This is a genomic window from Dictyobacter vulcani (assembly GCF_008974265.1).
GTDB classification, from domain to species: Bacteria; Chloroflexota; Ktedonobacteria; order Ktedonobacterales; family Ktedonobacteraceae; genus Dictyobacter; species Dictyobacter vulcani.
The window spans coordinates 3,413,754-3,427,979 of record NZ_BKZW01000001.1 but is presented as its reverse complement, the minus strand read 5'-3'; the positions used below and the strand labels follow the sequence as shown (position 1 = coordinate 3,427,979).

9 protein-coding genes are annotated in these 14,226 nt (G+C 50.2%); 5 read left to right on the top strand and 4 right to left on the bottom strand.

Annotation, left to right across the window (positions count from 1 at the left end; genetic code table 11):
• Nucleotides 1-43: 43 nt before the first annotated feature.
• From KDW_RS14455 to KDW_RS14445, 3 genes are all read left to right on the top strand, one after another.
• Nucleotides 44-1,507 carry a hypothetical protein gene (locus tag KDW_RS14455; RefSeq protein WP_151754554.1) on the top strand — a complete coding sequence of 488 codons (1,464 nt, stop codon included), beginning with the start codon at nt 44-46 and terminating at the stop codon, nt 1,505-1,507.
• A gap of 161 nt (nt 1,508-1,668) precedes the next feature.
• On the top strand, nt 1,669-2,433 hold the full coding sequence (locus tag KDW_RS14450) for a cytidylate kinase-like family protein (RefSeq protein ID WP_151756607.1): 765 nt from the start codon (nt 1,669-1,671) through the stop codon (nt 2,431-2,433).
• Nucleotides 2,434-2,527: 94 nt separating this feature from the next.
• A complete protein-coding gene (locus tag KDW_RS14445) occupies nt 2,528-3,931 on the top strand; it encodes an NAD-dependent succinate-semialdehyde dehydrogenase (RefSeq protein WP_151756606.1) in 1,404 nt (467 codons plus the stop codon).
• A 72-nt stretch (nt 3,932-4,003) separates the two neighbouring features.
• Here the strand turns inward: KDW_RS14445 and KDW_RS14440 are convergent, their stop codons facing one another.
• From KDW_RS14440 to KDW_RS14430, 3 genes are all read right to left on the bottom strand, one after another.
• On the bottom strand, nt 4,004-5,131 hold the full coding sequence (locus KDW_RS14440; protein WP_233097700.1) for an ABC transporter permease: 1,128 nt from the start codon (nt 5,129-5,131) through the stop codon (nt 4,004-4,006).
• Between the two features lie 20 nt (nt 5,132-5,151).
• The gene (locus tag KDW_RS14435; protein WP_151756605.1) at nt 5,152-6,111 is read right to left on the bottom strand and encodes an ABC transporter permease; all 960 of its coding nucleotides are present in this window, start codon (nt 6,109-6,111) and stop codon (nt 5,152-5,154) included.
• 282 nt (nt 6,112-6,393) lie between these two features.
• Entirely contained in the window at nt 6,394-8,085 is a 1,692-nt protein-coding gene (locus KDW_RS14430; RefSeq protein ID WP_151756604.1) for a peptide ABC transporter substrate-binding protein, read from the bottom strand.
• 462 nt (nt 8,086-8,547) lie between these two features.
• On the opposite strand from KDW_RS14430, the gene KDW_RS14425 reads away from it, so the two are divergent.
• The gene (locus KDW_RS14425; RefSeq protein WP_151756603.1) at nt 8,548-10,227 is read left to right on the top strand and encodes a phospholipase D-like domain-containing protein; all 1,680 of its coding nucleotides are present in this window, start codon (nt 8,548-8,550) and stop codon (nt 10,225-10,227) included.
• A gap of 5 nt (nt 10,228-10,232) precedes the next feature.
• Here the strand turns inward: KDW_RS14425 and KDW_RS14420 are convergent, their stop codons facing one another.
• Nucleotides 10,233-11,618, bottom strand: a complete 1,386-nt coding sequence (locus tag KDW_RS14420) for a glutamine synthetase family protein (RefSeq protein WP_162005233.1) — start codon at nt 11,616-11,618, stop codon at nt 10,233-10,235.
• Between the two features lie 537 nt (nt 11,619-12,155).
• Between KDW_RS14420 and KDW_RS14415 the strand changes: the two genes are divergently transcribed.
• Nucleotides 12,156-13,985: a D-alanyl-D-alanine carboxypeptidase family protein gene (locus KDW_RS14415; RefSeq protein ID WP_151756601.1), complete on the top strand. Its 1,830-nt coding sequence runs from the start codon at nt 12,156-12,158 to the stop codon at nt 13,983-13,985.
• Nucleotides 13,986-14,226: the final 241 nt, after the last annotated feature.

Genomic DNA, 14,226 nt, shown 5'->3' with positions numbered 1-14,226 from the left:
ACGGTGAATATTATCAAAAAAGCACCACTTTCAGGGAGGATACATGATCCATTGTAGCACGGTTGAGGCACGCGTCAATATGGTGAGTCAGATGATGACTGAGCCTACTCACGGCCTGGTGAGCGAGTTGAGCCGCACCCATCACGTCTCTCGTCAGACCTTGTATCGGTGGGCGCATATTGGACGGGACGCCTTGGAAGCAGCGTTTGGCAAGATGAGCCAGCCCCAGAAGCCATCTCAGTCGATTTCCAGCCTGGTGCTAACTCTGTTGCTGGAAACGCACGCGAGCTATCGAGGGATCCAGTCCATGCTCAAAGACGTGCATGGCATCCAGATCAGTTTGGGAACCATCGCCAGTCTGGTCAAAGAAGCGGGTCAACGCGCTCAGAGGTGGATGAGCCAGCAACGAGCGGACATGCCACGTGCGCTGGCCTTAGATGAACAGTACAGTAGTCAGCGAGGCAAAGCCTATCTCAATGTGATTGATGTCCACAGTGGTCATGTGTGGGCCAGTATCCCACCCGTCAAAGTGGATGGAGAAAGCTGGATCTTGCTCTGGTGGCAATTGCAGGAGCAAGGCATTCACGCGTCATGTACCGTCAGTGATGGCGGCATGGCCATCCATGAGGCCTTGAAGCAGGTCCAAAGCTTGCCGAGCCACCAGCGTGATGTCTGGCATATCTTGCATCTGGCTGCTCAAGTTCAAGGACGACTGGAGCACTGTGTCAAAAAAGCAGAAGATCGCTTGACGATCATCCAACGCCAAGCGCAGCGTGTGGCGGACGGCAAAAAAGTGATTGGACGCAGACCAAGCGCCGATGTGGATGGACACGTGCGCTACATTGCACAGGTCCGCAGCATTGCCGAAGGGGTGAGCTATCTCTCACAAGAACTCAAGCGTCTCCTGGAGATCGTCGTGCTCAGTGCTAACGCACACATGGGGATCCTCACCAGCCAGGATCGGATGGCCGAAATAGAAACGATTGTGTGTTTGCTGGAAGAGCTGGCAGTTCAGGCGCCAGAAAAGATGCAGACGCACCTGCGTTTGCTCACCAGACATTTGAGCTTGGCCTTGCCATCACTGTTGCTCTTCGCCCGAAGTCTGGATGAGAGACAACATCAAGCATGTGAGCAACTGGGTCCACACGCGATATCGCTGTTAGCATGGGCATGGCAGCGCCGCAAGATTCTTGGTCCGAGCACCCAGGAATTGCTCCAAAGTATTGAACCAGCCTGGCGAGCGGTGGCGGAGCCCTTGTTTCATGCCTGGGAGACCGCAGTACGAGCAAGTAGTGCAGTAGAAAACTGGCACAGCATTGTCCGCCCACATCTAGCGGTTCATCGCACGCTTTCAGCAGGGATGCTCGCCCTGCTAGCGGTGTGGCACAACCATCGCATTGCGCCACGAGGATTGCATGAAGGTCTCTCGCCATTACAACGAACTGATGCAAGCATACCCGCAATGAATTGGTTAACTGTTTTAGGGTATCCCGCCCAGGTTGCGTGAGTGTTCAAAGTGTCACATTGATTTGAACCATGCCTAAGAACATAAGAGACCAGAGATCACAAAAAACTGCGGCTCGCTATCCGAATTTTTTCAGTCGGACATCATACGTTGTAGGTTACAAGAAACACCAGGAACTGTTTCTGTAGTAAAGGATCATACTGATGGAAGATACACTGCATGGAGCAGCAAAAAAACTCCAGGGAAAGACAAAGGCAGCAGAAACACGGGTGCTTCCGGAGACGGCAATGGCTGTCGATCCTATGCCCACTGGAATTCCGCCCGAGGGCTCTGTGGTGGTGACCATTTCACGCCAGTTTGGCAGCGGTGGCTCGGATATCGCTCGCATGGTCGCGGATGCGGCGGGACTCAATTATGTAGATAATAAGATTATTGCAGAAGTGGCAAAGCGCCTGGGGGTTGATGAGGAGATTGCGGCACGCCAGGATGAGCAGACCATTGGCCTCTCGAATAATATCCTGGATGCGCTGCGCTCCAGTAATCCCTTTACCGTGCACTATATGTATGAACACAGCAATACCCAGCATCAATCTCAGGAACTGGCCTACTTCAATTTAACGCAACGGGTCATTTTAGAGATTGCCTCTCAGGGCGATGCGATCATTGTTGGCCGTGGCTCGCAGTTCTTACTGCATAATAATCCACGTACGCTCCATATCCATATTTTTGCGCCTCTGGATAAGCGCATTGATTATGTGATGAGTCACTATCATCTGGACCGCAATGCGGCCCGTGAGCTGATGGAGCAGCGTGATGATGAACAGGATAGCTATCTGCGGCGCTATTATGGTGTCGATGGCCATCAACCTAATTTCTATCACCTGCTGATCAATACGGGCCTCTTCTCGTTTGAAAATGCCACCAACTTTATCTGTCAGGCGCTTACCACTGTTAGAACACTTACATAAATTTCTATCGTCTCTCTAGCCTCCACCGTTCCCTCTCCTGTCGTAGTAACAGGAGAGGCGGTTAGTGCGAACAAAAATAAGGGAAAAACATCATATGAGTATTCAATCCATTAATCCCGCCACCGAAGAAGTTCTTGAGACCTTTGAGGCTTATAGCCAGGAGCAGATTGAGGAGGCATTAACAGATGCCTCGACCGCCTTTAAAAGCTGGCGCAAAACCAGTTTTGCTGAACGAGGCAAGCTGTTTCACGCCCTGGCAAACTATATGCGTGAGCACAAAGCACGGCTGGCACGCACGGCAAGTCTTGAGATGGGCAAGCCAATCGTTGAGGCTGAGGCTGAGGTAGAGAAATGTGCCCTCAACTGTGACTATTATGCGGATAATGCCGAGAAGTTTCTGGCACCCCAGGACATGCTGAGCAATGCCAGTAAAAGCTATGCCTCCTTTCAACCACTGGGCGTGGTGCTGGCATTAATGCCCTGGAACTTTCCATACTGGCAGGTTATGCGTTTCGCGGCCCCTGGTCTGATGGCTGGCAATACGGCCGTACTGAAACATGCCTCCAATGTCTCGCGGGTCGCGCTGGAGATCGAGCAGATGTTTCAGGCCTGTGGCTTTCCCCACGGTGTGTTCCGCACCGTACTGGTGCCTGGTGCCGAGACCGAGGCCTTGATTAAGGATCCACGCATCGCCGCCGTGACCTTGACGGGCAGTGAGGCGGCCGGAACCAAAGTGGCGGCCACCAGTGGTAGCGTGCTCAAAAAACACGTGCTGGAACTCGGTGGCTCGGATGCCTATATCGTGCTGGCCGATGCTGATCTGGATGCTGCCGCTAAAACCGCTGTGCAGGCCCGCTACCAGAATACTGGCCAGAGCTGTATCGCCGCCAAGCGCTTCTTCGTCGAGGAGGCCGTGGCCGATGAGTTCACGGAAAAGTTTGTGAAATATACGTCCCAGTTGCGCATTGGGGATCCAATGGACCGTGAGACGAAAGTGGGTCCGCTGGCACGCAAAGATCTACGTGAAACCCTGGACAAGCAGGTGCAGGACTCCCTCGCGCAGGGCGCTAAACTGGCCATAGGCGGCAAGAATGTTGCTGGCAATGGCTATTTCTATGAGCCCACCATCCTGGTGGATGTACAGCCCGATATGACGGTTTTTAAAGAGGAAACCTTTGGACCGGTGGCGGCCGTGATCCGGGTGCGCGATGCTGCCCGGGCGATTGAGCTTGCCAACTCTTCCATCTATGGACTGAGCAGTAATCTCTGGACACGCGATCTGGAGCGAGCCCAGGAGTTAGCCAGAGATATCGAGGCCGGTGGTGTCTTTATCAATGGTATGACCGCATCCGCTCCCGGCCTGCCCTTTGGGGGCGTGAAACATAGTGGCTATGGCCGCGAGCTCTCACACTTTGGCATCCAGGAGTTTGTCAACGTCCAGACGATCTGGATCGGTCCTAAAATAGAAGAGACGCCAACGCAAAAACCAGCCGAGTAGATGTATTGGCAATAGTACAAAAAAAAGTGGCTGGAACGTTCCAGCCACCTTTTGTGTGTGTTTGCGCTTTCCTCAGTCTTTGGAGCGAGGATCAAAGGCGTCGCGCAAGCCGTCGCCCAGGAAGGAGAAGGCCAGCACAATGATGACCAGTACGAAGGAAGGCATCAAGGCCTCCCAGGGATGATTTTCCAGGAAGGTTGTGGCATCCGAGATCATCAAACCAATACTGGAGCCCGGAGGTTGTACACCCAGACCGAGCAGACTGATACCGGCTTCACTGATAATGGTATTGGCGATGTTCAGGGTAGAGGCAATGATCACGATACTAAACAGATTCGGGATCAAGTGGCGCACGATAATCGTAAAATCGGTCGCGCCAGAGGTACGAGCAGCCTCTACAAATTGCTGCTCTTTCAATTGGAGCGTCTGTCCACGCACATAGCGGGCCATCAAAGGCCAGACGGTCAGAGCCAGACCAATCGAAACAAACAACAAGCGGGCATTACCATTAGCACCAATAACCGGGATATTCCCCAGCGTATCATTAGCCTTGGAACCCAGAATACCAACCAGCAAAATAATGAAGAGGAGTCCCGGGAAGGCGAAAATCACGTCCGTGAAACGCGCCAGCACAAAATCGATCCAGCCCCCATAGTACCCAGCCAGCACGCCGACAGTAACCCCCAGGAAAATGTCAATCAACTCAACGACTGCGGCCACCGCAATCGAGATCAACATACCCTGCATCAGACGCGCAAACAGGTCACGCCCGATAGAGTCAGTTCCCAGCCAGTATTGTGCGGATGGGCCTTCGTGTTTGCGATCCGCCTCTTGATGGGTAAAATCGCGATAGACTGAGGCCGGGATGACCGTGTTCGTCATATTACTTTTATAATCGGGGCCAGCCATTCTATAGATGGGGGGTCCAAAGATCGCCAGGAGCACATAAAAGGCAATCACACCCAGACAAAACATCGCCCGAAAATCTTTGCGCAAGCGGCGCAACGAGTCCTGCAATGGGGTCTGAGATTTCTTCTGGCTATTCGGGGTACGCACTTCCTTCCCATCTACCACTTCCGCAGACAGGGCCGGTGCTTCTTCTTCGACGATCAGTTCTTGCGGAGATCCAGGTGGGACCATCGATTCCCCGGGCTGAACAAATCGCGGTTTTGAAAATTTCGGTCCGTTATTTTGTTCCATTTCAATCTCACCTTCTCAATTTATTCAGCTTTAATGCGGGGATCGACCAGGGTGTAACAGATATCTGATAACAGATTGCCAAAGACCACACCAATCGCCAGCACAACAGTTGTCGCTTGCACAACCGGATAATCCAGGTTGTCAATCGAGTCCAGAGTTATTCCGGCAATGCCAGGAATGGAGAAGATGCGCTCAATAAAGAAGGCACCCGCAACGAGGAAGCCCACAGACAAACCGATAATGGTGATCAAAGGAATCAAGGCATTGCGAAACGCATGACGATAAATGACGGCGCGCTCATACAAGCCTTTAGCACGCGCAGTTCGTACGTAATCCTGGCGGAGAATCTCCAACATACTTGTACGCGCCAGACGCGCGAAGTAGGCCATACCAGTCGCTCCATACACCAGGATCGGAGCCAATTTATACTGAATATCGGTCCATGTATACTGCCAGGGTGTTCCCCACTGGGTGTTTGGCCAGCTCCAACCAAAGGTATTGTCCAGCCAGATAATTAAAAACTGTACCAGAATACCCAGAATAAACGCGGGGAGTGCATAAATTATCAGGGCAGCTCCCATGCTGATGGTGTCGGTCCAGCTATTAGCGCGAATGGCAGAAATAATACCAACCGGTACACCAATACAGATCTGGATCAGCAAGGCCCACATCCCAAGTTCAAGTGAAATAGGCAGGCCCTCACCGATGATATCATTGACGGGCCGACCAATTGTTTTAAAGGATGTGCCCAGATCAAAGTGTAGCAGGCGGATGAGAAAATTAAGATATTGCTGCAATGGGGGTAAGTCCAGCCCATAGGCATGCTTTAATTGTGCTTCCAGGAGTTTATTGGGGTGATCACCCATCATAATTTGAATGGGATTGCTTGGGGCATAGTAGCCAATAATAAACGTGAGGAAGGTCACACACAGAATCACAAACAGAAGACCTATAAATCTTTTTATCAGAAACTTCAGCATATCAAGTTCCGTCCTCCTTTTCTCAAAGGTGCTTGTGTCTTACCAGAAATGGACGTACATAAGAATATTCCTTTCGATGCCACATACTCTATACATCTTACTCTTTATTCAGTTGGAGAACGTAAACGTAGGTGGGTAAAAAGGAAAATATCCGCAACGTGTAAATCTAATCGAAATGCCATACGTCGCGGATACCTACAATAACTGATAGGAAAGCTCATTTGCAGCACTGCTATCAGGAGTAGCGCCGCAAATGATACTTCCCAATGTACAAGTACTCAGTTATGCCGACATGTAGATGTTGCTCCAGTCGTCGGGTGGGATTAACTGCTGAGAATTGAGCTTCAGATTGTGGACTTTCTGGCTGGTCAGGGAGTGAACTTTCTCCTGCCACAGTGGGATCCAGCCGGCGTCATTGATGATCTTCTGCTCAGCGTCATTATAAATTTTCATACGTGCGGTCTGGTCCTGAGTGACGTCAGCTTTGCGCAACTCATCCTGGACCTTTACCTGCTCGGCAGCAGCCGTTGAGTTGTTCTGACCATAGTTGAACTGGTTGTAGTCTGAACCTCTATCAAAGAAGGTGGTCAACCAGTCCTGAGGATCTGGATAGTCAGCATTCCAACCAGCCTGCCACATTGTCAGAGAAGCGTTATTCTTGGTAGCGTTTTCCAGGTCCAGCAAACGAGGACGGGCAACGGTATTCACATTAACCTTCACGCTCAGGTTGCTCTGCCACATGGAAACGACCTCTGACATTGCGTCTTTGTAGCTCTGCTCACGTGGATAGTAGGTCAGGGTCAGAGGAGGCAATGCAGTCATTCCCTCTTCCTTCAGGCCATCTGCCAGCAATTGTTTTGCTTTGGCAGGATCACCCTGAGTGGTAGAACCTTCTGGACCGGTGAGAGCATCATTGTAACCAGGCATACCTTGAGGAATGATGTGATTGCTGGCAACAAATGCATTGTTGATAGCAGTTTTGACAATCGTGTCTTTGTTGATAGCCAGTGCGAACGCCTGACGAATTTTGATATTATCAAAAGGCTTCGCCAGGTAGTTCAAGCTCAAATAGCGGATCGTCAATACGTTGGTTGCGCTATAGTCTGGTTTACCAGCGACATCGCCAACACTCGAAGTTGGAACATAAGCAAAGTCAAGCTGTTTGGCCTGATAGGCTTTGTACATACCATCCTGGTCTTTGTAGAAGACGACCTGGAGAGTATTCAACTTTGGCTTGGGGCCATAGTAGTTGTCGTTACGTACCAGCTTGATGCCAGTTGAGTGATTGTAGTTGTCAACTTTGAAAGGTCCTGCACCGGCACCCTCTTGCAGGTGATCGGTCCAGGGGCTCTTGCCACCTTTGTATTTGTCAACGATCTTCTGGTTCACAACATAAGATGTTGGATAGGAGAGCGTCTCCAAGAAATACGCAGCAGGTTTGTTGATCTTGATCACAACTGTGTTGGCATCAGGGGTCTGCAAACTATCACCAACCAGAGTTGCCTGTTTTCCTGAGTTGACTTTATCAAAGTCTTTCAGCAAACTCAAATAGTAACTGACAGGAGAATTTGTCTCTTTGGCAACGGCACGATTGATGCTATAGACAACATCTTTTGATGTCAAAGGATCGCCATTGCTGAACTTAAGACCATCACGCAACTTAAAGGTATAGGTCATACCGTCAGATGAGACGGTTGGCAGGGCTGCTGCCAGCTGAGGCTTTACCTTCAGATCTTTGTCAAGGGTCACCAGGCCAGTAAATACGGCCTGAATGGGGAAGTTCGAGTCGGTATCCTGTACGGTTGCAGGATCAAAGCTGTTGATATCACCAACAACAGGGAAACGTAACACCTGATTGGCATCTGGGGCTTTTGATCCATTTCCATTACCACCTCCGCAAGAGGCCAGAAAAACGGCCATCAAGCACAGGAGGCTGGTGAGGAACTGAAGAGAAAGTTTCTTACCGGCTTTCACAATTATACTCCTTGTATGAACCCAAAGAGGTTGAACAATAACACAGCACACATGGACACAAGAATAGGTAAAAATAAAAAAGGGTCTTCTTTATAACTCTTTCTGCGTCGCACCTTTGACATATGTAACCATAATCATTTTGCTATGCCAACAGGGTGTACTGATAAAAGTTTTGATATTAAGTTATACGCATACTCAATGCAAAATCTCTCACTAATCAGGAAAAAAAATTTTAAATTGACCAATATTGACTACATATACATAGATATACACATATGTTCTATGCGCGTTTACACGGGTGAGGAACATGTTCAGGGATGGGCACATCCGAGCGCACTCGTCACCCATAGGACATGTTTCTGTTTCAGGCTTTGTCTACGGCATACAGTCATTAAGAGTATTTATACATGAGTATTATTTTTTATTGCTCGATTTTTACCGGGAAGAGAAGGAGTACTAACTATGGATCGCGCAACCAATGAGGTCTGGTGGGCCGAGGGCGATACACCAGTACATAACGATTCACGGGTCACGTATTTTGTGGATGGTGAGGCTGTTCTGCTGGAGATGTGTCTATGCTTTATGCGTGCCACCCAATCAATTTATCTGGCAAACTGGGGCATGGAGCCGGATCTCCTACTGGCTCGTGGTGAGGCGTTACTGGTTGAACAGTCGAATGCTGACACTCAGGCAGCCTATTGCGATTATTTGCGCTCTCAAGGCTTGCAGCAGGCAGATATTGATTTCTGGCAGTCCAATCACCTTACCGTCAGGAATGTCCTTGCCCATGCTTTAAGTAAAGGGATTGAAGTCAAGGTGCTGCTGTGGAAAGCCAACAAGACCTTTGCCGTATATGATCCACAGGCAGCCTCCGATAAACTGATCGAAAAAGGTATTACCTGCTTGCTGGATACCAGCGCCGAAGGAATTCTACATCATCAAATTGAATCGCTGCACCAAAAGGTGACGGTGGTGGATCACAGCATAGCATTTGTGGGCGGCGTGGATCCATTGATCGAGAAAGAAGAGGATTTTGATCGCTGGGATACTAACGCGCATATCTTTGATACCCCATTACGCCGCACAGATTCAGGCAAAACACCCCACGGCTGGCATGATACCCATGCGAAGATCGAGGGTCCGGCAGCGGGAGATGTTGAGCTAAATTTCCGCCAGCGTTGGAATGATGTCATTGAGCACCAACACCTGGATAATCAATTGCTTATTCCCGAACATCCCACGCCTGCCCCTGTTGAAAGCCAGAGTATTATGCAGATCGCACGCACCGTTCCGAAACACACGTATCACTTCAATAAAGAGGCCATCCAGGGCATCACCCAGTTGTATGATCATGCCTTGAGCAATGTCCAGCACTTTCTATATATAGAGAATCAGTATCTCTGGCTACGCGCATATTATGGCGTCGATATTTCACTGATGGGACAGGATAGTCCCGAGATGAAAGGACACCTGAGACAGATCGTTGCAGCGTTACGGCGTGGAGCTAGCATGAGTATCCTGCTTCCTGATCATCCCAATGTGGGACGCGCATTCACCGATGCGGCTCTGACGATACTGCGCACAGAAGTACCAGAGGCGGTCACAGAAGGCAGGTTGAATGCATTTTGCCTGGCGACCTCACAGTATAAAATGAGCGATGGCTTGATCCATTATCGGCCCATCTATGTGCACTCAAAAGCCGCCATCGTGGATGATCTCTGGTCGACCGTGGGCTCGGCCAACCTGAATAATCGTGGGATGCGCGATGATACCGAGATCAATGTCGCCACGCTGGATAGATCGCTGGCCTATGGCTTACGCCTGCTACTCCAGGCCGAGCATCTGGGCTTGCTCAAACACGATGAACTCTATGCGGCCGCCCGCTATTATCGGCAAGAACAGTTCCCGGACGATAAACGAGCACAGGCCGAACAGGCATTCCAGCACATAGAAGCGGCCCTCAGCGATCCTCGCCAGGCCATCCAATTGATGAGCCAGCGCGCCCAGGAAAACCTGCAGCACTATAAGGATCGTCAGCCCTTGAACGGCCACCTGCTGCCATATCTAACGGCTAAAGAGGCAACCGAACAAGGACTAAACTTCCGCCAGGATCATGGCTGGATTGAAGAGCCTGAAAATTAGATGAGTTAGATCAGTTCGAGATAGCGGCGCCGCTCCCAGTTGGTGACCGCTTTCTCATATTCCTGTACTTCCCAGCGCCGGGTAATCGCGTAGTGCTCGACAAAATCTGCTCCCAGATATTCGCGTGCAACCTCGCTGCGCTCAAATAAATCAGTAGCGGTTGTCAGGTTGCGCGCCAGCGGATGCATTTTTCCACTGGCAATAGCCTGCTGGATACGTTCAGGACTATAGGCGTTACCGTCCAGACGTGCTGGCAATTCCAGTTTGCGCTCGATCCCATAGAGTCCACTGGCCAGCATGGCCGCGAAGACCAGATAGAAGTTGGCATCGGCTCCCGGCACTCGATTCTCCAGCCGAATCGCACGCTTGCCACTATTGATCACACGCACAGCACAGGTTCGATTATCCATGCCCCAGGCAGTGTTCAGGGGGGTCCAGGTACCTTCAATATAACGTTTATATGAATTGATGGTAGGTGCATATAAAGCCATAAATTCTGGCATCTTTTGCAGCACACCGGCCAGGAAATGCTGCATCGTCTCAGACATATGGCCCTCGGCGTCACCATCCCAGAATACGTTGCGCTCACGCTGAACATCCCATAAGCTCATATGGGTATGTCCGCTACTCCCGTCTTCCTGGTCGCTCCACTTGGCCATAAAGGTCGGCGTAAAGCCATGCTGATGGCAGACCTCTTTGACACCATTCTTAAAGAGCAGTGTGCGATCAGCAGCAGTCAGGACATCGCTATAATGCATATTGATCTCATACATACCAGGACCATGCTCGCGATTATAGCCCTCGATCTCGATACCATAGGCACGCATCTGGCGCACAATCTGCCCAATCAAATAATCATCGGCCGTGGCATGACTGATCACATAACAATTCGTCCCTGGATTTAAAGGTGTCAATTGAGGACCAAAATCTTTTTCCCGTAAAGAAACCTGATCCTCGCGGAAAAAGCGCATCTCCAGTTCCGAGGCGGCCATCGGCACAAAACCTAGATCCTGAGCACGTTTGATTAATGACTGCAAGACATAGCGCGGCGAAACCGTAATCGGATCCCCATGCTCGCTCCAGAGTTCACAGACACAGGATGCAACGGCATCTTCCCAGGGTACCGACGCAAAAGTGGTCAGATCTGGCTTCATCACAAAATCGCCAAAACCACGATTAATATTGCTGACCTTCAGGTTTGGCAACACATTCTCAGCGATATCCCAGCCAAACAGCACATCCGACTGCGCCAGACCACTCTCTAAAGAATCCAGGAAGAACTGGGCCACGACACGTTTTCCGCGAAAAACGCCATCAATATCAGGGACACCCACCTTAATATATTCAATCTTCCCTTCCTCGATGAGACGTTTCACCTCGGCGAGATTCATAACACTTATTCCCTTTCTCAGATAGAGGCATGATACCACCAGAAAATCCAAGGGTAGCATGCGCCCGCCCCCCCGTCAAGTAGCGGCAGCGCCTGTCGCTGCGGCCTCTCCGCGTACTCATAAGCAACCGCAACAAGGTGATGCTTACTCGGACGCCAACTGGTCGCAGCGACAGGCGCTGCCGCTACAAGGCAACGCTTCCCGAAACTGAGTACTTACATTTAACGTACATACATTGAATGATATAAGTGATTCCAGCCATGTATAATGCGTAGAGAGAGTAAAGTATGAAAGCACGAAGCAGTGTTTGCTCGCTGCGATTATCGTAAAATAAAGTGTATGTATCACCGCCCCTAAAGCTGGAAAATATCAGGTTTATTACATAATGACCGGCTCAGCCCTGAAAGTTGACAATAGCAAGAGCGGCTGAGTAAGATAGATAAAAGTAATTTGTAATCAGAAGAGACAATAAAGCAATACATTCATATATTATCTATTAAGCTAATGAAAAAAGTTTAGAATGGAGAGGATTGGCGGATGCGAAGAACGCCATCACATGAAGATAAGCAGTTTGAGGAGGAGACAACTCGAACGCCAAAGCGGCCTGAGCCAGGACGCCGCCGCGTGCTGGATGATGATGAAGAGTATCATCTCGCCACTCATCCTGAGGTGCCCAAAATACGGCGCGCGTCTCGCTATCAGAATTCTGCTGCACCTTCGACCAGACGCCAATCACCTCAGTCAACGCAAAGAGCACGTTTAGAGCGCCCTCAATCGGGTATCGACGTCGATGAGGAGCAACTGCGCCGTCGCCGCGCCCAGTTACGCAAAGCTCAGCAGGAAGGTTCAGACGAAGAAACAACGCTACAACGTCCTGCTCCCACGAAAAGGCCACCGCGTCGCGATCAGACAACCCAACGACGGCCAAGAGTCTATGTTCAGGAGGAGGTTGAAGAGCCTCCTACACGCGTTCAATCCACCCAGACCCGGCACAAGCCCCGCCCGCGTAGACCCGTTGTTGCTCCGAATATACCTACTATTCAACAATCCCATCAACGGATCGAGCGCCGTGAGCGCCATGCACAGCAGATGCTGTTTGGTAAATTCAAGTATATCTTTCAAAATCGTCCTGTGTTGATTACGATTTGTGGGGTCTTCATTGTTTTCCTGATCATTCCCATGCTCTTCAATATGCTGTCACATACACCAAAGACCAACGTCGCGAGCTTCCCTAATCCAGTCATTGGTCCGGCGCCTGAACCCACCCATCCGGTAAATCCAGGGCAGGTTGAGCCTCCCAATAACGGTCATCCGGCTCCACCAGTGCTGGCCTATTCAGCATATTTGCTGGATGCGGGTACGGGTAAAACCCTGTACGCCTTTAATCCCACAGCACGAATACCCATGATGAGTACAACCAAGATGATGACCGCTCTGCTCACCATTGAAAAGGGCAATCTGGATCGGCAGGTTACGATCAATTCAGCGATCAGTCGGGACCTCAATGAGTTGTCGGCCGATAGCTCGGTGATGGGTGTCAAACCGGGTGAGACCTATAGTATTCGTGAGTTGATGTATGGCTTGCTGCTGGTCTCGGGAAATGATGCGGCCATCGTGATTGCTGATGCGGATGCTGGGAGCGTGCCTGCCTTTGTCAATCAGATGAATCAGCGTGCCCAGCAACTGGGTATGAAGGACACACACTTCCGTAATCCCCATGGCTTGCAAGAAGATGGACACTATTCCAGTGCCCACGATCTAGCTGTGTTAGGGGCAAAGGTGTTTAGCGATCCACAGATTCACCAGATCAGTTCCACTAAAGAGCTTCATCTTAGTGCCACGAAACAGCACGCGGAACACTTTCTTGAGAATGGTAACCAGTTTCTATTCTGGTATCCTGGTGTCGATGGTGGCAAAACAGGCTGGGATGCCGCCTCTAATTTCTTACAGGTCATCTCCTGTACCCGCAATAATCGTCATCTGATCGGTGTAGTGATGCATACAGTGGACTGGTGGACCGATATGCGGAGCCTGATGAACTGGGGCTTTAGCGACTTCACCTGGATTTCACCACGTGAGATCAATGCCAATGTCCATCCTATTCCCTTCGCGGCCGTGTGGACCTACTTTCACAGCGACCAGCGCACACGCACCATCTCAATGGGCAAAGATGGACGCTACTATGTCTTTACCCAATATATTATCTCCGGCCCCATCATGGCCTACTTTGACAAAAATCATGGCCTTGATAAGTTTGGCTATCCAATTAGTAATGTCACGACCACCAATACCACACAGGTTAGTCAGCGCTTTGAACATGCAACTATTCAGTGCAATCTACAATCCAAACAGTGTAAATCGGTCTAGGAACTGTGCGGCGTTTTTTAAATGATCGGCCCTTCAATGGAATGCATAAAAGTAACCACGGGCGAGGTACTCACCGTGGTTGACAGGCCTGCCCTGACCATGTGCCTAATTCACTTGCTCGCTATACTCATGTTTGTTATACTTCAAACGGCGTACTGGTAGAAAGCATGGACCTCACAAAGGACATCACTACTTCCATGCCTATTAGCAATAAAAGCCTATCACAGGCTCTTGCAAAGCA

Bases quoted from the DNA above. Each gene is read 5' to 3' on its own strand.
- KDW_RS14455 (WP_151754554.1), top strand. From the start codon at position 44: ATGATCCATTGTAGCACGGTTGAGGCACGCGTCAATATGGTGAGTCAG.
- KDW_RS14450 (WP_151756607.1), top strand. From the start codon at position 1,669: ATGGAAGATACACTGCATGGAGCAGCAAAAAAACTCCAGGGAAAGACA.
- KDW_RS14445 (WP_151756606.1), top strand. From the start codon at position 2,528: ATGAGTATTCAATCCATTAATCCCGCCACCGAAGAAGTTCTTGAGACC.
- KDW_RS14440 (WP_233097700.1), bottom strand. From the start codon at position 5,131: ATGGAACAAAATAACGGACCGAAATTTTCAAAACCGCGATTTGTTCAG.
- KDW_RS14435 (WP_151756605.1), bottom strand. From the start codon at position 6,111: ATGCTGAAGTTTCTGATAAAAAGATTTATAGGTCTTCTGTTTGTGATT.
- KDW_RS14425 (WP_151756603.1), top strand. From the start codon at position 8,548: ATGGATCGCGCAACCAATGAGGTCTGGTGGGCCGAGGGCGATACACCA.
- KDW_RS14420 (WP_162005233.1), bottom strand. From the start codon at position 11,618: ATGAATCTCGCCGAGGTGAAACGTCTCATCGAGGAAGGGAAGATTGAA.
- KDW_RS14415 (WP_151756601.1), top strand. From the start codon at position 12,156: ATGCGAAGAACGCCATCACATGAAGATAAGCAGTTTGAGGAGGAGACA.